The sequence below is a fragment of the Pseudomonas putida genome (genome assembly GCF_050989985.1).
In the GTDB taxonomy this organism is placed as follows: domain Bacteria; phylum Pseudomonadota; class Gammaproteobacteria; order Pseudomonadales; family Pseudomonadaceae; genus Aquipseudomonas; species Aquipseudomonas putida_AI.
On record NZ_CP158815.1, the window covers coordinates 3,702,850 to 3,726,655 of the forward strand.

The 23,806-nt window shown below is 61.7% G+C and carries 19 protein-coding genes; 12 read left to right on the top strand and 7 right to left on the bottom strand.

The window, feature by feature from the left end:
- Positions 1–47: 47 nt before the first annotated feature.
- Both ABTV29_RS17030 and ABTV29_RS17035 read left to right on the top strand, forming a co-directional pair.
- Positions 48–758: an ATPase gene (locus ABTV29_RS17030; protein ID WP_433765663.1), complete on the top strand. Its 711-nt coding sequence runs from the start codon at positions 48–50 to the stop codon at positions 756–758.
- 213 nt (positions 759–971) lie between these two features.
- Positions 972–1,574, top strand: a complete 603-nt coding sequence (locus ABTV29_RS17035) for a hypothetical protein (protein WP_433765665.1) — start codon at positions 972–974, stop codon at positions 1,572–1,574.
- A gap of 81 nt (positions 1,575–1,655) precedes the next feature.
- On the opposite strand, the gene ABTV29_RS17040 is transcribed toward ABTV29_RS17035, so the two are convergent.
- The gene (locus tag ABTV29_RS17040; RefSeq protein WP_433765667.1) at positions 1,656–6,551 is read right to left on the bottom strand and encodes an NAD-glutamate dehydrogenase; all 4,896 of its coding nucleotides are present in this window, start codon (positions 6,549–6,551) and stop codon (positions 1,656–1,658) included.
- 504 nt (positions 6,552–7,055) lie between these two features.
- Between ABTV29_RS17040 and ABTV29_RS17045 the strand changes: the two genes are divergently transcribed.
- The 10 genes from ABTV29_RS17045 to ABTV29_RS17090 all read left to right on the top strand — a co-directional run bounded on the left by ABTV29_RS17045 (position 7,056) and on the right by ABTV29_RS17090 (position 20,237).
- Complete coding sequence (locus ABTV29_RS17045) at positions 7,056–7,409, top strand: hypothetical protein (RefSeq protein ID WP_433765668.1); 354 nt, start codon at positions 7,056–7,058, stop codon at positions 7,407–7,409.
- A gap of 268 nt (positions 7,410–7,677) precedes the next feature.
- Complete coding sequence (locus ABTV29_RS17050) at positions 7,678–8,637, top strand: AAA family ATPase (RefSeq protein ID WP_433765670.1); 960 nt, start codon at positions 7,678–7,680, stop codon at positions 8,635–8,637.
- Between the two features lie 5 nt (positions 8,638–8,642).
- Positions 8,643–9,587, top strand: coding sequence for a DUF58 domain-containing protein (locus tag ABTV29_RS17055; RefSeq protein WP_433765672.1), 945 nt, complete (start codon positions 8,643–8,645; stop codon positions 9,585–9,587).
- Positions 9,584–10,078: a DUF4381 domain-containing protein gene (locus ABTV29_RS17060; protein WP_433765674.1), complete on the top strand. Its 495-nt coding sequence runs from the start codon at positions 9,584–9,586 to the stop codon at positions 10,076–10,078. Before ABTV29_RS17055 ends, ABTV29_RS17060 begins: the two co-directional genes overlap by 4 nt.
- Positions 10,071–11,150, top strand: a complete 1,080-nt coding sequence (locus ABTV29_RS17065) for a vWA domain-containing protein (protein WP_433765676.1) — start codon at positions 10,071–10,073, stop codon at positions 11,148–11,150. Before ABTV29_RS17060 ends, ABTV29_RS17065 begins: the two co-directional genes overlap by 8 nt.
- Complete coding sequence (locus ABTV29_RS17070) at positions 11,147–12,886, top strand: tetratricopeptide repeat protein (protein ID WP_433765678.1); 1,740 nt, start codon at positions 11,147–11,149, stop codon at positions 12,884–12,886. Before ABTV29_RS17065 ends, ABTV29_RS17070 begins: the two co-directional genes overlap by 4 nt.
- The gene (locus ABTV29_RS17075; protein WP_433765680.1) at positions 12,883–14,523 is read left to right on the top strand and encodes a BatD family protein; all 1,641 of its coding nucleotides are present in this window, start codon (positions 12,883–12,885) and stop codon (positions 14,521–14,523) included. Before ABTV29_RS17070 ends, ABTV29_RS17075 begins: the two co-directional genes overlap by 4 nt.
- A 238-nt stretch (positions 14,524–14,761) precedes the next feature.
- Positions 14,762–16,006, top strand: a complete 1,245-nt coding sequence (locus tag ABTV29_RS17080) for an exonuclease SbcCD subunit D C-terminal domain-containing protein (protein WP_433765682.1) — start codon at positions 14,762–14,764, stop codon at positions 16,004–16,006.
- Positions 16,003–19,644, top strand: coding sequence for an AAA family ATPase (locus ABTV29_RS17085; protein ID WP_433765683.1), 3,642 nt, complete (start codon positions 16,003–16,005; stop codon positions 19,642–19,644). The genes ABTV29_RS17080 and ABTV29_RS17085 overlap by 4 nt, the downstream gene beginning before the upstream one ends.
- A complete protein-coding gene (locus ABTV29_RS17090) occupies positions 19,641–20,237 on the top strand; it encodes a glutathione S-transferase (protein ID WP_433765684.1) in 597 nt (198 codons plus the stop codon). Before ABTV29_RS17085 ends, ABTV29_RS17090 begins: the two co-directional genes overlap by 4 nt.
- A 119-nt stretch (positions 20,238–20,356) precedes the next feature.
- On the opposite strand, the gene ABTV29_RS17095 is transcribed toward ABTV29_RS17090, so the two are convergent.
- The 6 genes from ABTV29_RS17095 to ABTV29_RS17120 all read right to left on the bottom strand — a co-directional run bounded on the left by ABTV29_RS17095 (position 20,357) and on the right by ABTV29_RS17120 (position 23,784).
- Positions 20,357–20,614: a hypothetical protein gene (locus tag ABTV29_RS17095; RefSeq protein WP_433765685.1), complete on the bottom strand. Its 258-nt coding sequence runs from the start codon at positions 20,612–20,614 to the stop codon at positions 20,357–20,359.
- A complete protein-coding gene (locus ABTV29_RS17100; protein WP_433765686.1) occupies positions 20,611–20,823 on the bottom strand; it encodes a hypothetical protein in 213 nt (70 codons plus the stop codon). The genes ABTV29_RS17095 and ABTV29_RS17100 overlap by 4 nt, the downstream gene beginning before the upstream one ends.
- A 115-nt stretch (positions 20,824–20,938) precedes the next feature.
- Positions 20,939–21,064: a hypothetical protein gene (locus ABTV29_RS17105; protein ID WP_275428077.1), complete on the bottom strand. Its 126-nt coding sequence runs from the start codon at positions 21,062–21,064 to the stop codon at positions 20,939–20,941.
- 276 nt (positions 21,065–21,340) lie between these two features.
- Positions 21,341–21,520, bottom strand: coding sequence for a hypothetical protein (locus ABTV29_RS17110; RefSeq protein WP_433765688.1), 180 nt, complete (start codon positions 21,518–21,520; stop codon positions 21,341–21,343).
- A gap of 213 nt (positions 21,521–21,733) precedes the next feature.
- Positions 21,734–22,069: a DUF5629 family protein gene (locus ABTV29_RS17115; RefSeq protein WP_433765690.1), complete on the bottom strand. Its 336-nt coding sequence runs from the start codon at positions 22,067–22,069 to the stop codon at positions 21,734–21,736.
- Positions 22,070–22,203: 134 nt separating this feature from the next.
- Positions 22,204–23,784, bottom strand: a complete 1,581-nt coding sequence (locus ABTV29_RS17120) for an aldehyde dehydrogenase (NADP(+)) (RefSeq protein WP_433765691.1) — start codon at positions 23,782–23,784, stop codon at positions 22,204–22,206.
- Between the last annotated feature and the right edge of the window lie 22 nt (positions 23,785–23,806).

Sequence of the window (23,806 nt, forward strand, 5' to 3'; positions counted from 1 at the left end):
TCGGCACCCCCACTATGCGACTGGTACTTTTCCTCTGGAGGTACACCATGAAACTTGCCCTTGTCAGTACGTTGGCAATGACGGCTCTGTTAACCGGCTGCTCGATTCCCACGGCGCCTTCCGCAGTTTCATCGCTGGACGGCATCTTCAGTGAACCGGTTGGCCGCAGCAACGCAACCAGTGTTCCGAATGGCAGCCAGGTTTCCCTGGGCGTGGTGTACAGCCACAACACCCAGACCAACCGTGCCTATCTGCAGGATTACCAGGCCAACGCCGGCACCGGTTTCGGCCAGAGCCTGCTGGTGCAGCCGATTCATGACGCCTACGTTGCCACGTCGAAACCCGACCTGGCGGTGGACTGGGTCAAGGCTTCCCTGCAACGGCAGTTCGGTTCGGTCACGGTGTACCCGGACATGCAAAGCCTGAAGGCGGCAAAACCGGATGTGATCGCGGTGGTGGACGCCCGCAGCCAGCTCATTACCTCGCGCAGTTCCGACATTGAAGCGGATGTCAGCGCGCACTTCTATGACAGTCACCTCAACTACATTGGCAGCGCACATGGTCGTGACTCCAAGGCATTGAGCCCGGTGTGGGCAGACTTCAAACGCAGTGAAGAGATAGTGGCTGACATCAACGAACAGCAAAACGTGCAGGTCAGGGCCTTGCAGAAGTTCGATCAGTCGCTGAATAACTTATTGGCCAGCCCGACGGAAAAAGTGTCGATGATCGATAACAACTCCGGCTCGAAACCGTACTGATGGCAGTGACGCCATCGCGAGCAGGCTCGCTCCCACATTAGTTGGATGTTTGATATCAACTAATGTGGGTGTGAGCTTGCTCCTGATAAGGCGCAACCGCCCCATGCATCTTCGTCGCAATATCAGGCAATTGTTCCGCAGGATCCGGCGCACCCAACTCCATTACTCTGGCCATTCGCAATGACGCGAACTCTCGGAATAATGGAGATTATTATGAGTACGGACCAGAAAAGATCATTTATCGCACGCATCCGCTGCGACAATACACCGATGAAATTCTTCCAACAGCTGCTCGGCAACAGCGCCCCCCAGGGCAATCTTCTGACCACCGCCCATCGATACTCCGATCTCACCAAAAGAATGGTGCGGGTTCATAAACCCATCAACCCCACCGTCCTGACCCGGTCGGACGAGATGATTGTCTATTTCCGCTGCTATGACGATTACTACAACATTCAGATTCGCAGCGAAGGCTATCTGGGCAAATACTTCAGCAAAAACCCCCAAGGCCTCCTGGGTGCCTTTGCAGGTGCCGGTGGCAACACCACTTCGTTCAACTTGCTGAACCTCGATCAGGACATCATCACCCTTGATGATCTCAAGAAGGACGAAGCCACGGTTTATCTCAAGGCGAGGAATGCGGGCACGGTAAAACGCCACTTGATAGAGGACCCGAAGGTTTATGCCTATACCGATAAGCTCGGTGAACCCGTGGCATTCAATCTGCAGATCCTGGAACGCGATGTGCCCTACCCGATCGATTCGACCCCTTACCGGCTGTTCATCGAGCCCAAGTATCAAGATGAAGAAATCTGATTTCGCGCAAACCCTGCTCGGACACTGAAAACAAAAAAGCCCCGCATCTTTCAATGCGGGGCTTTTTCATTCAACGGCTGATCAGGCCGCAGGTTCCAGCTCGGCTTTGGCAGGAGCAGCGGCAGTCGCCGGCGCTTGACCGCTCAAGGCCAGATCCAGCAGCTCGCGGTTGGCCACCGCATACATGGCGTAGTCCGTACCGCTGGCGGCACGGATTTCCACCAGCATGGCGCGCCAGCGTTCGATCATGCTTTCGTGCTGTGCCATCCACGAACCCAGGCGAGCTTCCACGGAGCCTTCACCGCGTTGCAGAACCGAGATGGTGATCGCACGCTGTTGCCAGTCGACGTCATCGCGGAACGCTTCACGGGCCAGGGCCTGCCAGTTGTTTTCAACCGGCAAGGCGCTGATCTGTTGCAGGTACCAGGTGATGTCCAGCTTTTCACCCACGGCGAAGTAAGCCTTGGCCACTTCGGCAGGATCCTGGCCGGTCACATCAGACGCCTCGATGACTGGCAGCAAGGTGTACAGATGCGAGGTACCCGCCACCATGCGCGCCAGCAGCTCAGGCACGCCAGCTTCGACGTAAGCCTGATAACGCTTCTGCCAGCCTTCGCGGGTTGGACCTTCCAGCAGTTCGTCGAGCTTGAGGCCCAACTCTTTCAGGTGCGGACCGAAGTGCGCGACGTCACGGGCAGCATTCTGCTCGTTGCGGCGTGCACGCAGGAACCAGCGCGTGGCACGACGGCCCAGACGCATCAGCTCGTCCATCATCTCCAGTTGCACGTCAGCGGAAACTTTGTAGTCCAAGGCTTCGATCTGACGGAACCAGTGAGGGAGGTGGAAAATGTCACGCACGATCACGTAGGCGCCGGCCACGTTCGCCGGGGTCATGCCGGTCGACTCTTTGAGTCGTTGAACGAAGGTGATGCCCATGTGGTTCACCAGATCGTTGGCGATCTGGGTGCTGACGATTTCGCGCTTCAGACGGTGACGACGCATGGCTTCGGAGAACTTGTTCACCAGTGTCGGCGGGAACGCGGTTTCCATGTCACGGGTCAGGTAGTCGTCATCCGGCACCAGGGAGCCCAGCAGCTGCTCCTTGAGGTCGATCTTGCTGTAGGAGATCAGTACCGACAGTTCCGGACGGGTCAGGCCATGGCCTTCAGCGACGCGCTCGTTGATCGCATCTTCAGACGGCAGGAACTCGATGGCGCGATCCAGCTTGCCGCGACCTTCCAGATCGTTCATCAGACGCTTGTATTCAGCGATGCGTGGCAGGGCACGACGAGCCGCCAGGGACAGCGCCTGGGTCTGCTTGTAGTTGTTGCCCAGCACCAGGCCACCGACTTCGTCGGTCATGCTCGCCAGCAACTCGTTGCGTTGCTTGTCGGTCATGTCGCCGGCCTGAACCACTTCGTTCAGCAGGATCTTGATGTTCACTTCGTGGTCGGAGCAATCCACGCCACCGGCGTTGTCGATGAAGTCGGTGTTGGAACCGCCGCCATTGAGGCCGAACTCCACACGACCCAGCTGGGTCATGCCGAGGTTGCCGCCCTCGCCCACCACTTTGCAGCGCAGTTCGTTGCCGTTCACGCGCAGTGCATCGTTGGCCTTGTCGCCGACGTCGGCGTGGCTTTCGCTGCTGGCCTTGACGTAAGTACCGATACCGCCGTTCCACAACAGATCCACCGGCGCCTTGAGCAAGGCGTTGAGCAGTTCGGTCGGGGTCAGTTTGTCGGCCTTGATGTCGAAACGCTCTTGCATCTGCGGGGAAATCGCGATGCTCTTCGCGCTACGGGAGAAGATCCCGCCGCCTTCGGACATGATGTCGGTGTTGTAATCCGACCATGACGAACGTGGCAGGTCGAACATACGCTGACGCTCGGCGAAGCTGGTCGCCGGATCCGGGTTCGGGTCGATGAAGATGTGCATGTGGTTGAACGCTGCGACCAATTGCAGCTTGTCGGACATCAGCAAGCCGTTACCGAACACGTCACCGGCCATGTCGCCGACGCCCACTACCGTGATGCTGTCTTCCTGGACATTGATGCCGCGCTCGCGGAAGTGGCGCTGTACGCCAACCCACGCGCCCTTGGCGGTGATGCCCATTTTCTTGTGGTCGTAACCGGCCGAACCACCGGACGCGAACGCGTCGCCCAGCCAGAAGCCGTAGTCGATGGCGATGCCGTTGGCGATGTCGGAGAAGGTTGCAGTGCCCTTGTCCGCGGCCACTACCAGGTACGGGTCATCGTGGTCATGACGCACGACGTTGGCCGGCGGAACCAGCGCGCCGTCTTTCAGGTTGTCGGTAATGTCCAGCAGACCCGAAATGAAGATGCGGTAGCAGGCGATGCCCTCGGCCGCGATCTCGTCCCGGCTGCCGCCCAGAGGCAGGCGACGTGGCAGGAAGCCACCCTTGGCACCCACTGGCACGATCACCGAGTTCTTCACTTGCTGGGCTTTTACCAGGCCCAAAACTTCGGTACGGAAGTCTTCTTCACGGTCGGACCAGCGCAGGCCGCCGCGAGCGACGTTGCCGAAGCGCAGGTGCACGCCTTCGACCCGTGGCGAGTAAACAAAGATCTCGAACTTCGGAACAGGTTTTGGCAGTTCCGGGATCAGGTGCGGGTTGAACTTGAAGCTGAAGTACGACTTGTTATGGCCGTGGGCGTCGGTCTGGTAGAAGTTGGTACGCAGGGTCGCCTTGATCAGGTCCAGGTAGCGACGCAGGATGCGGTCTTCGTTGAGCACCTGAACGTCGTCCAGGGCGCTGAGAATCGCGTGTTCCAGGCGTTGCTGCATGTCGTCCAGATCGTCGCCGCTGAGCTTGCGCGCCAGGTAGAAACGGGTCTTGAACAACCGGGTCAGTTCGCGAGCGATATCGGTGTGGTTGTTCAGGGTGCTGGCGATGTAGCCCAGGTCGAAGCCCAGACGGATCTGCTTAAGGTAACGGGCGTAGGCACGCAGCAGCGCCACGTCACGCCATGGCAGGCCGGCGGTCAGCACCAGGCGGTTGAATGCATCGTTCTCGGCATCGCCACGCACGATGTGGACAAAGGCGTCCTGCAAGGTGTCGTTGAGCTGCTGGATGTCCAGGTCCAGGCCTTCAGCAGCAGTGAAGGCGAAGTCGTGAATCCAGAACTCGCGACCATTGGTGTGGCGCAGACGGTACGGGAACTCACCCAGCACGCGCAGGCCGAGGTTTTCCAGGATCGGCAGTACGTCGGACAGGGCCAGCGGGGTATCGGCGTGGTACAGCTTGCAGTGCAGCTCGCGCTGACCGGACACCTGGCCCAGCGGCTGATAGAAGCTCATCACCAGCGGGTTCTTGTCGCTGAGGTTCAGCAGGTGCTGCATGTCGACCACGGCCGAATGCGCAGCGAAACGCTCGCGGTAACCGGCCGGAAAGCCTTTCGGGAAGTCGGCCAGCACGTTGGTGCCCTGGGCTTCGCCGAAGGCTTCAACGGTCAGCGCCGAGTAGTCGTCCTGCCAGCTGCGGCAGGCCTGGATGACTTCGTTTTCCAGCTGTTGCGGGTCGATGTCGATGCGGTTTTTCGGGTCGACGCGCAGGATCAGCTGCACGCGGGCCAGCACGGACTCGGAGAAGAAGGTCCAGAACTCGCAGTCCGAGGCCTTCAGGCGATCCATCAGCACTTGCTGGATCTTCTGGCGCACTTCGGTGGAGTAGATGTCGCGCGGCACGTAGGCCAGGCAGTAGCAGAAACGGCCGTACGGGTCCTTGCGCAGGAACACGCGAATCTTGTTGCGCTCCTGGATCTGCACGATCGACATCACGGTGCTGAACAGCTCGTCCACCGGCGTCTGGAACAGATCGTCCCGTGGCAGCACTTCGAGGACCTGCGCCAGTTCCTTGCCCAGGTGAGCCTTGGACTGGAAGCCGGAGCGGCGTTCGATTTCCTCGACCTTGCGACGGATGTACGGGATGGTCCGCACACTTTCGCCGTACACCGAGGAGGTGTACAGACCCATGAAGCGGCATTCCTTGATGACCTTGCCGTCGGCGTCGATTTCACGGATCGACACGTAGTCAGGGTAAGCCGGACGGTGTACACGGCTAGGGTGCGCAGCCTTGGCGAAGGTCAGCAGTTTCGGCTCGCGCAGGTAGTTCACGGCGTAGTTTTCGATGCGCGTGTCATCGTAGCTCATGCCGGTGCGCAAGGTTTTGGTCAGGCCGAGGAAGGAGCTCTGGTCATACTCGATGTGACCGCCATCGGCCTGATCGGTGACCACGAACTCTTCGTAGCCGAGGAAGGTGAAGTGGTTGCCCACCAGCCATTCCAGGAAGCCCTTGATTTCGTTCTTTTCTTCGGCATCGACGGCGAAACGGCTGCTGTCCAGGTTGGTCAGGATTTCCTGGACCTTGGCTTTCATCGGTTCGAAATCGGTCACCGCGGCACGCACTTCGCTGAGCACTTGCTCCAGCTCTTTGGTCAGCACGTTCAGTTCGGCGGTGTTGGCGCAGCGGTCGATTTCCAGGTACATCAACGACTCATGCAGCACGTCGTCGCCCTGGGTGCCTTTTGGCAGGATTTCCAGCAGTTCGCCCTTGTCGCCGCGACGCACGCTCAGCACGGTGGTTTGCAGGGTGTGGATGCTGTAGCCGCGACGGTTCAGCTCGGTACGCACCGAGTCCACCAGGAACGGCAGGTCGTGGTGCAGCACTTCGACGGCAGTGTGGGTCGACTGCCAGCCGTGGCGTTCGTAATCGGGGTTGTAGACACGCACTTGCGGATGCGCGTGATCGAAGCGCTCAAGCAGGCGCCACGCAGAAAGAGTACAGCCAGCGAGGTCGGACAAACGACGCTGGGTCAGTTCGTCCAGGGAGATAATGCCGAAGAATTGTTCAGCGAACAGCGCCACTTGTGGCAGTGCCTGTTCACTGATGTGCTGCGCCAGTGCCGCTTGCAGTTGGTGCTGGAAGTCGGCTTTGCTGGCTGCGGTGAAGAACGCCATCTGTGGTACTCCGCTAGGGCTTGTTATTGATGGAAGCGTCGCGTGCAAAACCCCTTTTAGGGGCTACCCGTCACCCTGTTCCTGATTCTCGGGCAGAGGAAACAGGGCGACAGGTGGGTGAAGCTGGACGAGACACTCGGGTCACATTCACCTTCCGTGAATGGGCATCTGCAAAAGCGACTGGCCTTTCGGCAACGCAATGCCTTTACAGGTGCTCATCCGTTGCGCAGCTTAACGAGTGCGGCAAGGCCCATTCTTGCGATGCTGCGACATATTCGGTCATCGGCACGCTGCTTCGCCGCGGCGCATCGAACAACACTAGCAGTCGCACGGGAAAATGACGGTTTTCCGTCCGGTTTTGCGGGACGCCCGTACCAGAAATGACCAGCAACACTTTGCCCGTTCACGTTATGCCCCGGACACTCAGGCGAGCAGAAATTGCGCGGGGCTGGCAAAATCGCCTTTCTTTCGCCCTCACTACGCTCGTCGAGCCAGGACTTCCCCATGCAAATGACCACCGCCCTCTTGATCGTCAACCCGTGTGATGACGAAGAAGACAACATGGCCATGCTCTGCTGCCACAGCAACCAGGGCGAAATGTTCCTGATGACCCGCTACCCCGACGAGGACGAGCTGGAAATCACCCTCGACGGCGAGCCCTCGACCCTGGAGGGCGTGAAAGCCACCCTCGGCGCCAACCTGCTGAAGATCGAAATCGCTGCGGCGGATGCCGATGCGTTGAATGGGGACGATGTGCTGGAAATCACCTTCAACCCGGACATGGTGGATATGGCGGAAGTTGAGCAGACCCTGAAGAATATCCTCGACGGCACTGGCACCTTTATCAGCCAGATTTGAGCTGCTTGATCCGCCCTCATCGCGAGCAGGCTCACTCCTACATTGACGGTGTACGACGCTCAATTGTAGGAGCGAGCCTGCTCGCGATGGGGCCGGCACAGCCACCCGTTCGCTCCCCTGCCAGCAAAATCCGGCAACTACCCCAATCATTTCCCCCACTTTGCACAAAATGCCGTTAGTCGCCGCCCCCCGCGATGGATTAAAGTAACGCCCCCAGCCCCGGCGTTTACCAACGACCTCGGCCACCCTTTTGCAGGAACAGTCATCGATGGAACATCGTGAAGCGCTACTGGCGCTGCGAACCTTTCTTTCAACGCAGATTCTCGGCCAGGAAAAGCTCATCGAGCGCTTGCTCATCGCCCTGCTCGCCGACGGCCATATGCTGGTCGAAGGCGCTCCCGGCCTGGCCAAGACCAAGGCCATCAAAGAACTCGCCGAAGGCATCGAAGCCCAGTTCCATCGCATCCAGTTCACCCCCGACCTGCTGCCTGCCGACATCACCGGCACGGAAATCTATCGCCCGGAAACCGGCAGCTTCGTGTTCCAGCAAGGCCCGATCTTCCATAACCTGGTGCTGGCGGACGAAATCAACCGTGCCCCGGCCAAGGTTCAGTCGGCGCTGCTCGAGGCCATGGCCGAGCGCCAGGTCAGTGTCGGGCGCAGCACTTATGAACTGTCGCCGCTGTTCCTGGTGATGGCCACGCAAAACCCCATCGAGCAGGAAGGCACCTATCCACTGCCCGAGGCCCAGCTCGACCGTTTCCTCTTGCACGTGAAAATCGGCTTTCCGGATGCCGCCGTCGAACGCCGGATCCTGCAGCAGGCCCGCGGTGAAGCCCTGAACGGCGAGACCAAGCCGGAGCGTCGGGTCAGCCAACAGGCCATTTTCGCCGCGCGCAAGGAAATCCTTGGCTTGTACATGGCCGATGCCGTGGAGGAATACCTGGTGCAATTGGTCATGGCCACGCGCACCCCGGCCAAATTCGACCCGGAGATGGCCGAGTGGATCGCCTATGGCGCCAGCCCTCGCGGCTCCATCGCCCTCGACCGCTGCGCCCGTGCCCACGCCTGGCTGGCCGGCCGCGACTTCGTAAGCCCTGAGGATATTCAGGCGGTGCTGTTCGATGTGCTGCGCCACCGCATCATTCTTTCCTTTGAAGCCGAAGCCGCTGGCATCGATCAGGACCGCGTGGTCCAGCGGATTCTCGACGTCGTAGCCGTCGCTTGACCCCGATGAACGCGCCCCTGCCGTCCGAACCCGGTGTTCGCATCACCCTCGCTGAAATGATCGAGATGCGTCATCGCGTGCGCGAAGTGCAGCTGTTCTCCACACCGAGCCAGCGCAGCCCCTTGATCGGCCTGCACCACTCCAAGCTGCGCGGGCGTGGCGTGGACTTCGACCAGGTGCGGGTCTACCAGGCCGGCGACGACGTGCGGACCATCGACTGGCGCGTCACCGCCCGGACCCAGGAGCCGCACACCAAGCTTTTCCATGAAGAGCGCGAGCGGCCGATTTTCATCATGGTCGAACAGAGTCGCCGGTTGTTCTTCGGCTCGGGGCTGATGTTCAAATCGGTACTCGCCGCCCAGGCCGCGAGCCTGATTGGCTGGGCCGCGCTCGGGCACAACGACCGGGTCGGCGGACTGGTGTTCGGTGACAACGAGCACTATGAAATCAAGCCGCGACGCAGCAAGCAGAGCCTGCTGCAACTGCTCAACCGACTGGTGCGGGTCAACCAATCGCTGCACACCGAAAGCGAGCCCGACCGCGACGCCTTTGGCATTGCCCTGCGCCGGGCACGGGAAGTCTCGCGCCCCGGCAGCCTGATCATCGTGATCTGCGATGAACGCGCCTTGAGCGAAAGCGCCGAGCAGCAACTGAGCCTGTTGTCCCGCCATTGCGACCTGCTGTTGCTGCCGCTGTCCGACCCACTGGATCATGCCCTGCCCGCCGCGGGCTTGTTACGCTTTGCCGAGCGCGGTGCGCAACTGGAACTCGACACCCTGAACTTCGACCTGCGCCAGACCTACCGTGCCCAGGCAGAAGCCCGCATCGCCCGCTGGGAATTGCTCGCGCAAAAGTTGCGGGTGTTGATGATGCCGTTGAGCACCCAGAGCGAAATGGTCGAGCAACTGCGTGAATACCTGAACCCTCAGAAACCGGGGGCCGGTCGATGAACGGACTCGAACAACTGCAACCGCTGATCTCCCCGCCGCCCATCGACTTCTGGCCGCCGGCACCGGGCTGGTGGCTGCTGCTATTGCTGCTGCCCGCCATTGGCTTTGCCGTGTGGAAGCTGCGGCGCTTCATTCCGCGGAAAAAACCTGTCGTGCGCGCCGAACAACCACTGGACCCGGCACGCGTCGCCGCACTGGCGGAGCTGGCGCTGATGCCCAAGCCCTACGACGGTGCCCCCGCCGGGGCCTGGCTGCAGCAGCTCAACGGCCTGCTCAAGCGCCTGTGCCGCAACCACTATCCCCATAGCCAGAGCCATACCCTCAACGGGCGCAAATGGCTGGCGTTCCTCGACAACCGTTGCCCGGCCGCCGGCCTGACCCGCTGGATGGTGCTGGTCGAAGGGGCCTACAAACCCGAATGCAAACTCGACGACAAGGCCATCGCCGGCCTGACCCAGGCTGTCGACACCTGGATTCGCAAACATGTTTGAGTTCGCCTGGCCGTGGATTTTCGCCCTGCTGCCCCTGCCGTGGCTGATGCGTATCGCGCTGCCGGTGGCCGACAGCGGCGAACCGGCGCTCAAGGTCAGCTTCCTCAATGATCTGGAAGGCCTGGCCCGACGCCGTGCCCGGGCCAACCTGCCCGCCTGGCGGCAACAGGCACCGTTCATGCTGCTGTGGTTGATGCTGCTGACCGCCGCCGCGCGCCCGCAATGGCTCGGCGAACCCTTACCGATTGCCGCCAGCGGCCGCGACCTGCTGGTGGCGGTGGACGTGTCCGGTTCCATGGATTTCCCCGACATGCAGTGGCAGGACGAGGACGTCAGCCGGCTGGCGCTGGTTCAGCATCTGCTCGGCGATTTCCTCGAAAACCGCGATGGCGACCGGGTCGGCCTGATCCTGTTCGGCAGCCAGGCCTACCTGCAGGCACCGCTGACCTTCGACCGCCACACCGTGCGCGTCTGGCTTGACGAAGCACGCATCGGCATCGCCGGCAAAAACACCGCCATCGGCGACGCCATCGGCCTGGCCCTCAAACGCCTGAGACTGCGCCCGGCCCAGAGTCGCGTGCTGATTCTGGTCACCGACGGCGCCAACAATGGCGGTGAAATCGACCCGCTCACCGCCGCGCGCCTGGCGGCCAGGGAGGGGGTGAAAATCTATCCAATTGGCATCGGTGCCGACCCGGAGCAAAGCGGTACGCTGGGGTTTCTCGGCGTCAATCCGAGCCTGGATCTTGACGAGCCTTCCCTCAAGGCGATCGCCGAGGCCACCGGTGGCCAATACTTCCGCGCCCGCGACGGCAAAGAGCTGCAAGCGATCAAGGACACCCTCGACCAGCTGGAACCGGTGACGCAGCAACCGACCCAGGCTCGCCCGGCGCAGGCGCTGTATCAGTGGCCGCTGGCAATGGCGCTGATATTGAGCATGTTGCTGGTGGCCCGCGAGCTGTGGCCGGATAACCCGCTGCAACGCCTGTTTACCAAGGATCTGTTTTTGCAAACGCAACTGCCTGACTGGCGCCAGCGGCTCAAGCGCCTGCGCCTGCGGAGACGCCGATGAGCGCGCTCTGGCCTTACTGGTTCCGCCCCTGGTGGCTATTGTTGTTGCCGCTTTTGGGCTGGTTGCTGTGGCAGCTCTGGCATCGGCAGAAACGCGCCGGGCGCTGGCAGATGATCCTGCCACCGGCTTTTCATGGCGTACTGCTCAGCGGTGGCAACGGACGCGGCAGCAAACTGCCGTGGGTGGCGCTGGGCGTGGCGTGGTTTCTGACTGTCCTTGCGCTGCTGGGGCCAAGCTGGGAGCGCGTCGAGCAACAGAGCCAGAAACCCGCTGACCCGCTGGTGGCGATTGTTGAATTGACCCCGGAAATGCTCGCCACCGACGTGCCGCCCAATCGCCTGGAACAGGCCCGGCGCAAGCTGCTGGACCTGCTGCAGATCCGCAGCGATGCGCAGACGGCCATCGTCGTCTACGCCGGCAGCGCCCACACACTGGTGCCGCTGTCGGACGACCTGTCCACCAGCCGCAACCTGCTGGATGCGCTCAAGCCATCGTTGATGCCCGAAGCCGGCCATCGCGCCGACCTGGCGGTCATCAAGGCCTTGAACCTGCTGGAGCAAGCCGCACTAGGCGACGGCCGGATCCTGTTGATCGGCTCGTCCCTGTCGGAACTCGAACGCCAGGGCATCCGCCAGGCACTGAGTGGCAAATCCACCCAGTTCCTGATGATCGGTATCGGCACCGCCGAAGGTACGCCGATCACCCAGGAAGACGGCAGCTTCCTCAAGGACGAACAGGGGGCAATTCTGGTGCCGCATCTGGATGAGCCCGGCCTGAAAGCCTTCGTCAATGACCTGGATGGACGCTATCGCCACGGGCGCCTGAGCGATGCCGACCTGCGCGGCCTGGGCCTGCTCGACGGCCCGCGCAACCTGCGCAACGACGGCCAGACCCTGCGCCTGGATACCTGGGCCGATCAGGGTTACTGGCTGTTGTTACCACTGTTGCTCTTGGCGGCCTGCGCCGGGCGCCGTGGCTGGCTGTTGTGCCTGCCGCTGCTGCTGGCACTGCCACAGCCAAGCTATGCCTTCGACTTCCAGGACCTGTGGCTGCGCCCCGACCAGCGAGGCCTGCACCTGCTCAAGCAGAAACGCCCGGCCGAAGCGGCGCAGCACTTCGAAGATCATCAGTGGCAAGGTGTGGCCCTCTACGAGGCCGGCGACTACAGTGCAGCCGCCCAGCGGTTCGCCGAGGGCAACGATGCCAACGCCCACTACAATCGAGGCAACGCCCTGGCCAGGAGCGGTGAGCTGGAAGCCGCACTGGATGCCTACGAACAAGCACTGGAACGCCAACCGGATCTGCGCCCGGCGTTGACCAACAAGGCACTGGTGGAAAGTCTGCTCAAGCAGAAAGCCAACCCGCCCCAGAACGAATCGGACAAAACCGCCAGCGAGCAATCCCAGGCTTCCGAACAGGAACCACCACCCGGCGCCGCCACCCAGCAGCAAGGCCCCGGGGAGCCGGAAAACACCGAACAACACGCCAGCGCCGAGACCGAACAATCCGCCACGACGCCACCAAAACCCGGAGGCAACGAAGTGCCGGGCAGCGAATTGGGTGACGAACAACACACCACACCGCCCATGCGCCCGGCCAGCGACAGCATCGAAGGCGAACAGCAGCAGGCGCTGGAGCAATGGCTGCGGCAGATCCCGGATGATCCGGGGGAATTGCTCAGGCGCAAATTCTGGTACGAACAGCAACAACATCAGGATCAGGGAAAAACTCGATGAGCCGCTTCACCGCTTTCATGTTCGCCTCGCTGCTTTGCGCCGTTCAGGCCCAGGCCGCAGAGTTGGTCGCCAGTGTCGACCGCACGCGCCTGAACTCCGGCGAAACCGTCGAGCTGACCCTGGAATCCAACGATGTCACGCAGTTCGGCAAACCGGACCTGGCGCCCCTGGAGCCGTTGTTCGAAGTCCGTGGCACCCGCCAGGTCAACCAGCTGAACACCCTCAACGGCGACAACCGCGCCACCACCCGCTGGATCGTGACCCTGCTGCCACGGCAAAACGGCAGCGTAGTGATCCCTGCGCTGAAGATGGGCGAGGTAGAGAGCCAGCCGATTACCTTGCAAGTGGTCGAGAGCGAAGTACAGGAGAACCAGACCAAACTGGCTCCGGTGTTCATCGATGCCAGCCTCGATCAAACCAGCGTTTATGTGCAGGCCCAGGCCATCCTGACCTTGCGCATCTACCATTCTGTGTCGCTGTACGATGACAGCAGCCTGCCGCCGTTGCAGATTCCCGACGCGCGCATCGAACAACTGGGCGAGTCGCGCGCCTACGAAAAAGACATCAATGGCGTGCGCCACGGCGTGATTGAAATGCGCTACGCGATCTACCCGCAGCACAGCGGCGAACTGATCATTCCGGGACAGGTATTCAACGCCGCGCTGGTGGAGGCGCAACCCACTGCGGACTCCACCTCGCAGTCGCCCAAGTCCGGCAAGCTGATGCGGGTCAGCTCCGGCGAGCTGCTGCTGACGGTCAAGGCCAAACCCATCACCTACCCGGCCGACCTGCCCTGGTTGCCGGCGCGCAGCCTGACACTCAGCGAGACCTGGAACCCGGAACCCGAACACGTACAGGTGGGCGACTCACTGACCCGCAGCCTGACGGTGAAGGCCGAAGGCCTGGCCAGTTCGCAACTGCCACCGCTGCCCGGCACCGAAGCCAGTGGCTTGCGTCGTTATCCCGATCAACCGGTGCTGGGCAACCAGAACAGCGACAGAGGCCTGGTCGGCAGCCGCGAAGACCGCGAGGCACTGGTGCCGTCGCGCAGCGGATCAATCGAGTTGCCCTCGGTGGACGTGGTCTGGTGGAACACCTTCGAAGACCACCTGGAGCACAGCAGCCTGCCGGCCAGAAGCCTGCAAGTGGCCGCCAATCCAAGCCTGATGGTCGACACCCCGGCCGCAACCTCGCCGCTCAACGCGGCGGCTGAGAACGAAAGCCTGTGGCGCTGGAAACTCAGCAGCCTGTTCCTGGCCTGCACCACCCTGCTCGGCTTCGGCCTTTGGTGGCGCGCGCGCTCGCAACCGGCGGTCCTGCGCGCCGCGCAAACCGGTCCCAGCCCGCGCACCGTGCTCGATGAACTCAAACGTGCCTGCCAGGCCAACGACCCCCACGCCACCCGCCAGGCTCTGGACGCCTGGGCCCGACAGCAACCGGAAACCCTGGCCGACATGGCCGCCCGTTTCGTACCGCTGTCTGACGCACTGGATGGCTTGAATGGCGCGTTGTACAGCGAAGCCGGCCAGCACTGGCAAGGTGAAGAGCTGTGGCGAGTGATTCGCACCATCCCGATCGCCGAGCGGGTTCAGGATCCGGCGGGTGACAGCGGGTTGCCGCCGCTTTATCCCAAATAATTTCTGAGCCAAGGTGTACACCCTGTGGGAGCGAGCTTGCTCGCGATAGCGGTGCATCAGGCGACATTGAAGCTCACTGATTTGCCGCCATCGCGAGCAAGCTCGCTCCCACAGTTAATTGGATAAATCCACACAATCGGCGCTCGACCACCTCAAGCGCGTTTGCCAGTAAACTCTCTCCCCTTTCGCCGCCTTCATTTCCATCGCGGCCATCACCTTTCAAGTAGCGGAGTTCGCCTTGCGTCTGTTCCACACCTCCGACTGGCACCTCGGGCAGAACCTGCACGGCCAGGATCGCGATTTCGAGCACGGCTGTTTTCTTGAGTGGCTGTTGCGTCAGCTCAAGCTGGATCAGCCCGATGTACTGCTGATCGCCGGCGACATCTTCGACACGGTCAACCCGCCGGTCAAAGCCCAGGAACGCCTCTACGATTTCATCGTCAGCGCCCACGAACAGCAACCGAAGCTGACCATCGTGATGATCGCCGGCAACCATGATTCCGGATCGCGCATCGAACTGCCCGCGCCACTGATGCGCCGCTTGCGCACCCACGCGCTGGGGCGGGTGCTGTGGCTCGATGACGGTCAACTGGATGCCGAGCGCCTGCTGCTGCCGCTGCCCAATGCCAAAGGCAAAGTCGTCGCCTGGTGCCTGGCGCTGCCGTTCCTGCGCCCCGCCGAAGTCACCGGCGCGCACCTGGGCGACAACTACCTGCGCGGTATCGGCCAGGTTCACGAATGGCTGATCGAAGCGGCCAACGCCAAGCGCAAACCGGGCCAGGCGCTGATCGCCATCAGCCACGCCCACATGGCCGGTGGCTCGGTGTCGGAAGACTCCGAGCGCAGCCTGATCATTGGTAACGCCGAAGCCCTGCCCGCCAGTCTGTTCGGGCCGAGCATCAGCTACGTCGCCCTTGGCCACTTGCACAAGCCGCAGAAGGTCAACGGTGAAGAACGGATTCGCTACAGCGGCTCGCCGATTCCCTTGTCGTTCTCCGAGATCAGCTACAAGCACCAGATTCTCGACATCACCCTCGACGGCGAAACCCTGGTCAGCGTCGAGCCCAAACTGATTCCCCGCGCGGTGAACCTGCAACGCCTCGGCCCGGCGCCATTGGCGGAAATCCTGCTGCAACTGGCCGACCTGCCGAACATCGACCTGTTGGCCGACTACCAGCGCCAGCCCTGGCTGGAGGTGCGGGTACGCCTCGACGAACCGCAACCGGACCTGCGCAATCAGGTGGAAACCGCCCTGCAAGGCAAGGCCGTGCGCCTGGTGCGTATCGCGGCCGAATACGCAGGCAGTGGCAGCCGTGACGGCGCCGAGGACGGTGCCACGCTGATCGAACTCGACCAGCTCACGCCTCAGGAACTGTTCAGCCGCGCCTGGCTGGACAATTACGGCAGCGAGGTCGACGAGCAAACCCTCAAGGACTTTGCCGAGCTGCTGCAGGACGTGCAGATGGAGAGCGAGCAGCCATGAAAATCCTCGCCATTCGCCTGAAGAACCTCGCCTCGCTGGCCGGTCCGTTCGAGATCGACTTCACCGCCGAACCACTGGCCAGCGCCGGCCTGTTCGCCATCACCGGCCCCACCGGCGCGGGTAAAAGCACCTTGCTCGATGCCCTGTGCCTGGCGCTGTTCGGCACCGTGCCGCGCCTCAACAACGTTCAGGCCTCGGCCAAGGCCCCGGATGTCGATGGTGAAATCAACACCGGCGACCCGCGTACGCTGCTGCGCCGGGGTACCGGGGACGGTTATGCGGAAGTGGATTTTGTCGGCATCGACGGTCGTCGCTATCGTGCGCGCTGGGAAGCCAACCGTGCCCGGGACAAGGCCGCCGGCCGGTTGCAGGCCAGTCGCCAGAGCTTGCGCGACATCGAACAGGATCAACTGCTGGCCAGCCAGAAGACTGAATTCAAGAACCAGATTGAAGCGGTACTGGGCCTGAACTTCGAACAGTTCACCCGCGCCGTGCTGCTGGCGCAAAGCGAATTCAGCGCCTTCCTCAAGGCCGATGACAACGACCGTAGTGAGCTATTGGAAAAGCTCACCGATACGGCGCTGTACACCCGGCTGGGACGTCGGGCCTTCGACAAGACCAAGGAAGCCCGCGAAGCCCACAAGTTGCTGCAGGATCAGGCCAGCGGTGTCACGCCACTGGCGCCCGAAGCCCGGGCGGAACTGGATGAGCGCTTCAACAGCGCCCAGCAGCAGCTGAAAGTTCAGCAGGCACAGCTCAAACAACTGGAGTTGCAGCACACCTGGCTCAAGGCGTTGCGCGAGCTGCAGGACGCGCAACACAGCGCCAGCGAGCAACTGCAATCGGCCCAGACTCACTGGCAAAGCCTGGATGGCGCACGCCTGAAACTGACCCGCCTGGAGCAATTGGCACCGCAACGGCACCAGTTCGCCCGCAAGGCGCAGATCGATGCGTTGCTGACACCCCTGGCGGCGCAGATTGCTCAACAGTCCGGGCAGCTCGGCGAACTGGGCGAGCGCCAGACGCAACTCGAACAACAGCTCAACGCCAGCCGAACCGCGCTGAGCGAAGCGCAGCTGCGGCAAACCGACAGCGCCCCCTTGCTGCGCCAAGCCTTTGAACAGCAGAGCACCCTCGCCCGCCTGGCCAAGGACACCGCCCTGAGCGACGAAACCCGGCAAAACGCCGAGCAAGCCTGCACCCAGGGACAAAGCACCATTCAAGCCCTGCAGGAACGGCAAACCCAGGTCGCCGAACACCTGCAACGCATCGCCGTCGAACTCGAACAAAGCAACCACCTGGCCCCCTTGAGCGATGCCTGGAGTGCCTACCGCGATCGCCTGCAACAGTTGATGTTGATCGGCAATCGCCTCAATCAAGGTCAATCGGAACTGGCCAGCCTCGAACAAAACGCCACGACTGCCGCGCAAGCCCTCACCGCGCAGAAGCAGCAGCTGGAGGTGCTGTTCAAGGAGGCCGACGCCGAGCCGGACGCCGTCGCCGAGCAGATCGGCATTCTCGGCACCTTGTTGCAGGACAACCGCAAACAACTGCGCGCCATCGAAGACCTGACGCGCCTGTGGGCCAGCCAGCAGGAACTGGACAAGCGCGATGCCGAGCTGCAACAGCGCCTGCTTGTCGCCCAGCAGGAGCGCGAGCGCCTGACCGAGGACGGGGTCAAGACCAAGAACGAATTGAGCGTCGCCGAACAGACCCTCAACGTTACCCGCGATCTGCTGGAGCGCCAGCGCCTGGCGCGCAGTGCCAGTGTCGAGGAACTGCGTGCGCAGTTGCAGGACGATCAGCCGTGCCCGGTCTGCGGCAGCAACGAGCATCCTTATCATCAACCCGAGGCGTTGCTGCAAAGCCTCGGCCGCTTCGATGAAAGCGAACAGGCCAACGCGCAGAAAGCCGTCGATCTGCTCAAGGAAAAGCTCCTTGAACTGCGCGCCGAAGTCGGTGGCGTGATCGCCCGGCAAAAGGAACTGCTGCAACAGCAGGAACAACTGGCGACCCAGCGCCAGGCCCTGGCCCCGAGCCTTGAAGCGCATCCGTCGAGCGCTGCGCTACTGGATCAGGACGCCGGCCAGCGCGACGCCTGGCTGGCCCGGCAAAACAGCCAATTGACTCAAAGCATCACTCAGGACGAACAGCGGCAAACCACCCTGCTCACCCTGCAACAGGATGCCGCGCGCCTGACCCAGCAACTGCGCCAGGCGGAAACTGCGCATCAACAAGCAACGCAGCACCTGGACAATCAACAGCGTGAGCTGAGCAACGACCGCAAGCGTCTGGACGAAGAACTGGGCGCCTTTGCCAGCCTGCTGCCGGCGCAAACCCTGGAGGCGCTGCGCACCGACCCGGCCGCGACCTTCATCCAGCTCGACCGGCAGATCACTGAACGCCTGACGCAACTTGAGCAACAGAAAGAAGAGTTGGCCGAACAGCTACAGCGTCAGCAGACCCTGGAAAAAGAACAGGATCGCCAGCAGGTCCGCGCGCAGCAATTGCAGGCTGCCGAGCAACAGTTCAATGCACTGGCCGAGCAACAGCAAGCAAGCCAGAACACCCTTGCGCAGTTGTTGGGGGAACACGCCAGCGCCGAGCAATGGCAGCAGCAACTGGAGCGGGACGTGGAGGCCGCCCGCAGCGCCGAGACCACGACAGCCCAGGCCCTGCAGGACGTGCTCACGCAACGGGTGCAAATCGCTGCCGAACTCAAGGCCCGACAAGAACGCCTGCAGGCGCTGGAAGGCGAAGCGCATGAACTCGCCGGCAAGATTGCCGACTGGCGCGCTGGTCATCCGGAGCTGGATGACGGTGGTCTGGAAGATTTGCTGCAAGTCGATGACACCCAGGTCAGCGAGCTGCGCCAGGGTTTGCAGAACAGCGAAAAGGCCGTCGAACAGGCCAGCGTGCTGGTGCAGGAGCGCGACAAGCGTCTGCAGGAACATCAGGCGCAGCACAACGGCAACCTGGACGCAGAGCAGCTCGTGACCGCCCTCGCCGATCTGCAACAACAGTGCGCCACCAGCGAACAGTCATGTGCCGAACTGCGCGCCGAACAGGCCGAGGACCAGCGCCGACAAAACGCTAATCAGGCGTTGGCGCAGCAAATCGCCGAAGCCTACGCCGAGTATCAACGCTGGGCGCGCCTCAATGCATTGATCGGCTCAGCCACCGGCGACACCTTCCGCAAGATTGCCCAGGCCTACAACCTCGACCTGCTGGTGCATCACGCCAACGTGCAGTTGCGCCAGCTGGTGCGCCGCTATCGCCTCAAACGCGGCGGCAGCATGCTCGGGCTTTTGGTGATGGATACCGAAATGGGCGACGAACTGCGTTCGGTGCATTCGTTGTCCGGCGGCGAGACCTTCCTGGTGTCCCTGGCCCTGGCCCTGGGCCTGGCTTCGATGGCATCGAGCACGCTGAACATCGAATCGTTGTTCATCGACGAGGGCTTCGGCAGCCTCGACCCGGATTCCCTGCAACTGGCCATGGACGCCCTCGATGGCTTGCAGGCACAGGGACGCAAGGTCGCGGTGATTTCCCACGTACAGGAAATGCATGAACGGATTCCGGTGCAGATTCAGGTTCAACGCCAGGGCAACGGCCTCAGCACCCTGGAGGTGAAATGATCACGCTTTATTCGTTCCGACGCTGCCCGTACGCCATGCGGGCGCGCATGGCCTTGCGTTACTCGGGGGTTGCCGTGGACATCGTCGAAGTCAGCCTGAAGGCCAAGCCCGCCGAGATGCTCGCCCTGTCGAGCAAAGGCACGGTGCCGGTGCTGAGCGTCGATGGCCGGGTGATCGATGAAAGCCTGGACATCATGCGTTGGGCACTGGCACAGAACGATCCGCAGGACTGGTTGCTCAAGGCCGATCCCCAGGGACCGGAGCGCATCGCGGCATTGATCGAAGAAAACGACCAGGCGTTCAAGGTGCATTTGAATCGCTACAAATACGCCGAGCGCTATCCCGAGCAACCGATGGAGGCTTATCGAGCCGAGGGCGAGGTGTTTTTGCGCAAGCTGGATGAACTGCTGGCGGATCGCGCGTACCTGCTGACCGACCATCCGAGCCTGGCCGACGTGGCGCTGATGCCATTCATACGGCAGTTTGCCCATGTCGATCGCGAGTGGTTCGCACAGACGCCTTATCAGCGGTTGCAGGGCTGGTTGCAGCGGTTTCTGGAGTCGGAGTTGTTCACGTCGATCATGAAGAAATAACCGATATTTGGGGCACCGAAACCTGTGGGAGCAAGGCTTGCCCGCGATGCTTCTGGCGGCCTTGAGGACCCCATCGCGGGCAAGCCCCGCTCCCACAGGGACCGTGGTGTATTAACCATTTACGCCAGCACTTCACACATGCCAATCACCGAGCAATCGACCTGGAACGGTCCGAAGAAACCGCTATCGGGTTTGGTCGGCGGGTTGCCGGCCAGCATGCCCATAGCCTTGGCTATCTCGATGTTGTGCGCGATGTTGTGATTGGCTTCGATGGCCCGTGCCACCCCGCCTATCGAACCGCTCCCGATCCCCAGCAAGGAAAATCCGTTGGTGATGAATGCCAGGAAGGCAATGATCAAAAGTTTGCAACGATTCATGCTCCGCCGACTCCCGAAAGATCAGCCTGATCAACCATCGCCTGCTGGGCGCGGTGTTCAAACTGGATGCCGGGATGTGCCACCTGGATCGGCGGGTCGATGGTTTGTTGCGACTGTGGCGAAAGACTGACAACCAGCACCATGACCAGGTAAAGACCGATAGCCACATAGGCGCCGTGTTTGGCAGAAGTGATGATTGCGCTGGCCATGATGAACTCCGTGGACATGTTTCAGAGTCCACAGAATCGGTCAAAAAAGCACCAGTGACCAACAACGCCTGTCTATAGCGAATATCATCGACGTTGATCATTAAAGGAGACTATTTCAGTCTTCAATAAAACTCATCAGGCGCTCGCGGGCAGCCTCGGGCTCCCCGGAAATGGGCGTGGCAGCGGACAGAATCGGGGTGGAATAGAGAAACAGCAGCACCACAGCCAGACGCATTGCCATATTGTCGATCCTTTTCTTCTGAAGGAGTCAATAAACCCGCGTCAAATTTAAACGGGTGGCAAGGTGATATCAAGCGATACCTTAATGGCTATTTAATGCTGTCGGAAATGAGTTATGCAGGAGCGACATCTGTAGCAGTTGGCGAAGCCCGCATCCGTGTAGGAGCGAGCCCTGCTCGCGATGGTCGTCAACGATGACGTGGGCAGTCTGATTGCCCGCGGCGCCTGGACCTCCATCGCGAGCAGGGCTCGCTCCTACACTTGCGGAGAGAAACGCTCAGTGCTGGGCTTTGTGATCCAGCGCGGCGTAGAAGTTTGCGCTCTGTTGCAGGTATTTCTGGGTGTAGCTCTGGGTGTGGGATTTTTTGTCGCTGATTTCAACGTTGGCACTGGCTGGCAGGGCAACGGAAGCCGAGATGGCGGAGGCGGCGATTATGGAGAAGAGATTGAAGTTCATCGGGTATTCCTCGAAGTCAGTTGGCTTGCTTGCCCGGTTGGGCCGTGAAGCAAACTTACCCCTCGAGGAACGAGGCCTTGAAATGCTTTGTAGCATTACCAAATATCAGCCTCATTGATAGAAAGCTACAGGCCCCACAAACCGGGGCCTGCGGCCTATTGTCGCAGCAAGAATCTCAGATCGCCCGGGGCGTCCATCGGCAGTTTTCAGGCGTTACGCCTCTGGTTCGTCGTCTTCGTTGTCACCGCTGAAGACGTCGCCGATGCACACCAGGCGATGCTCACCGTCATTGCCCACGATCAGCCAGCTTTGCAGGGTTTGATCGAAGCTGGCGGCCTGGATCTGCGCCGGCGTGAACTCCCAATGCAGTGAATTTCTACCGTCCATGCATTCGATATGCAGGTTGTCGTCTTCGTCCAGGGCGAATTCGAAGGCATGCAGCCCGTCGATTTCCACCATATCGCAGTGTTCGAGGGCGTTGAGCAGGGTGTCGGATACAGCAGTCATGGCAGTCAATCTTTGGATGGGAAAGACGCAATGATAGCTCATGCCTCCACCGATCGTTCCCACGCTCTGCGTGGGAATGCAGCACGGGACGCTCTGCGTCCCTTCCAGAGCCGAACGCGGAGCGTCCGTAGAGGCATTCCCACGCAGAGCGTGGGAACGATCAGCGTGGCGGAAGGTTAGATCGCTTCGCGCGACGGTTTGCCATCCACCAATCGCTGAATACCCAGCGGGTTGGCGTTTTTCAGCGCATCCGGCAACAGGCTGTCCGGGTAGTTCTGCAAGCAGACCGGACGCAGGAAGCGGTCGATGGCCAGGGTACCGACCGAAGTGCCACGGGCGTCGGAAGTCGCCGGGTACGGGCCGCCATGCACCATCGAATCGCAGACCTCGACCCCGGTCGGATAGCCGTTAAGCAGGATCCGACCGACCTTCTGTTCCAGCAACGCCGTCAGCTCGCCGAACTGCTCGAAATCCGCTGGCTCGCCGATGATTGTCGCGGTCAATTGACCGTGCAATCCGTTCAACGCGGCACTCAGTTGCGCTTGATCCGCCACTTCCACCACCACCGTGGCCGGGCCGAACACTTCCTCCTGCAACACCTCGTCGCCTTCGATCAACAGGCTGACATCGGCCTTGAACAGTTGCGGTTGCGCTTGGCGACCTTGCTGTGGCTGACCGGCCAGATGCTCGATGTGCGGATGGTCGAGCAGCTTTTGCAAACCCTTGCCATAGCTGCTCAAGGTCCCGGCATTGAGCATGGTTTGCGCCGGTTGATCGGCCATCATGTCCGCCAGCAATTTCAGGAATGCGGTGAACTGCGACGAACGAATGCCGATCACCAGGCCGGGATTGGTGCAGAACTGGCCGCAGCCCTGGACCACCGACGCTGACAGGCCACGGGCGATGGTTTCCGTGCGCTCCTGTAGCGCCTGGGGCAGCACGATCACCGGGTTGATGCTCGACATTTCAGCGAACACCGGGATCGGCTGCGGGCGCGCCGCCGCCATGTCGCACAGCGCGCGACCACCCTTGAGCGAACCGGTAAAGCCCACCGCCTGGATTGCCGGATGCTTGACCAGGATTTCGCCGACGCCACCGCCGTAGATCATGTTGAACACACCGGCCGGCATGGCGGTTTTTTCCGCCGCGCGGATGATCGCATCGGCAACCTGCTCGGCCGTGGCCATGTGGCCGCTGTGGGCCTTGAACACCACCGGGCATCCGGCAGCCAGGGCTGCGGCGGTGTCTCCACCGGCAGTGGAAAATGCCAAGGGGAAATTACTCGCGCCGAACACGGCCACAGGGCCGAGGCCGATGCGGTACTGACGCAGGTCGGGACGCGGCAGCGGCTGGCGCTCGGGCAAGGCCCGGTCGATACGTGCGCCGTAAAAATCGCCACGGCGCAGCACGCTGGCGAACAGGCGCATCTGGCCACTGGTACGCCCGCGCTCACCGATAATCCGTGCCGCCGGCAAGGCGGTTTCGCGGCAGACCACGCTGACGAAATCATCGCCCAACGCGTCCAGTTCATCGGCAATCGCGTCCAGGAACTGAGCCCGGCGTTCGCCGCTCAGGCCGCGATAGGCCGGGTACGCGGCTGCCGCAGCCCTGGCGGCGGCATCGACTTCTTCGGGGGTTGCCTGGATGAAATCATGGGGCAACGCCTCGCCGGTTTCGGCATCGATGCTCTGCAGCTTGACGCTGCCTGTGGCCCTGCGCTGGCCGCCGATGTAGTTGTGACCAAGAATGCGGGTCATGAGTAGCTCCTCAACATGGATA

What these genes read in the sequence shown, in the direction of transcription:
- ABTV29_RS17060 (WP_433765674.1), top strand. Translation starts at nt 9,584, where the DNA reads ATGAACGGACTCGAACAACTGCAACCGCTGATCTCCCCGCCGCCCATC.
- ABTV29_RS17055 (WP_433765672.1), top strand. Translation starts at nt 8,643, where the DNA reads ATGAACGCGCCCCTGCCGTCCGAACCCGGTGTTCGCATCACCCTCGCT.
- ABTV29_RS17115 (WP_433765690.1), bottom strand. Translation starts at nt 22,069, where the DNA reads ATGAGCTATCATTGCGTCTTTCCCATCCAAAGATTGACTGCCATGACT.
- ABTV29_RS17035 (WP_433765665.1), top strand. Translation starts at nt 972, where the DNA reads ATGAGTACGGACCAGAAAAGATCATTTATCGCACGCATCCGCTGCGAC.
- ABTV29_RS17105 (WP_275428077.1), bottom strand. Translation starts at nt 21,064, where the DNA reads ATGGCAATGCGTCTGGCTGTGGTGCTGCTGTTTCTCTATTCCACCCCG.
- ABTV29_RS17120 (WP_433765691.1), bottom strand. Translation starts at nt 23,784, where the DNA reads ATGACCCGCATTCTTGGTCACAACTACATCGGCGGCCAGCGCAGGGCC.
- ABTV29_RS17030 (WP_433765663.1), top strand. Translation starts at nt 48, where the DNA reads ATGAAACTTGCCCTTGTCAGTACGTTGGCAATGACGGCTCTGTTAACC.
- ABTV29_RS17075 (WP_433765680.1), top strand. Translation starts at nt 12,883, where the DNA reads ATGAGCCGCTTCACCGCTTTCATGTTCGCCTCGCTGCTTTGCGCCGTT.
- ABTV29_RS17085 (WP_433765683.1), top strand. Translation starts at nt 16,003, where the DNA reads ATGAAAATCCTCGCCATTCGCCTGAAGAACCTCGCCTCGCTGGCCGGT.
- ABTV29_RS17045 (WP_433765668.1), top strand. Translation starts at nt 7,056, where the DNA reads ATGCAAATGACCACCGCCCTCTTGATCGTCAACCCGTGTGATGACGAA.
- ABTV29_RS17090 (WP_433765684.1), top strand. Translation starts at nt 19,641, where the DNA reads ATGATCACGCTTTATTCGTTCCGACGCTGCCCGTACGCCATGCGGGCG.
- ABTV29_RS17095 (WP_433765685.1), bottom strand. Translation starts at nt 20,614, where the DNA reads ATGAATCGTTGCAAACTTTTGATCATTGCCTTCCTGGCATTCATCACC.
- ABTV29_RS17070 (WP_433765678.1), top strand. Translation starts at nt 11,147, where the DNA reads ATGAGCGCGCTCTGGCCTTACTGGTTCCGCCCCTGGTGGCTATTGTTG.
- ABTV29_RS17040 (WP_433765667.1), bottom strand. Translation starts at nt 6,551, where the DNA reads ATGGCGTTCTTCACCGCAGCCAGCAAAGCCGACTTCCAGCACCAACTG.
- ABTV29_RS17050 (WP_433765670.1), top strand. Translation starts at nt 7,678, where the DNA reads ATGGAACATCGTGAAGCGCTACTGGCGCTGCGAACCTTTCTTTCAACG.
- ABTV29_RS17065 (WP_433765676.1), top strand. Translation starts at nt 10,071, where the DNA reads ATGTTTGAGTTCGCCTGGCCGTGGATTTTCGCCCTGCTGCCCCTGCCG.
- ABTV29_RS17100 (WP_433765686.1), bottom strand. Translation starts at nt 20,823, where the DNA reads ATGGCCAGCGCAATCATCACTTCTGCCAAACACGGCGCCTATGTGGCT.
- ABTV29_RS17110 (WP_433765688.1), bottom strand. Translation starts at nt 21,520, where the DNA reads ATGAACTTCAATCTCTTCTCCATAATCGCCGCCTCCGCCATCTCGGCT.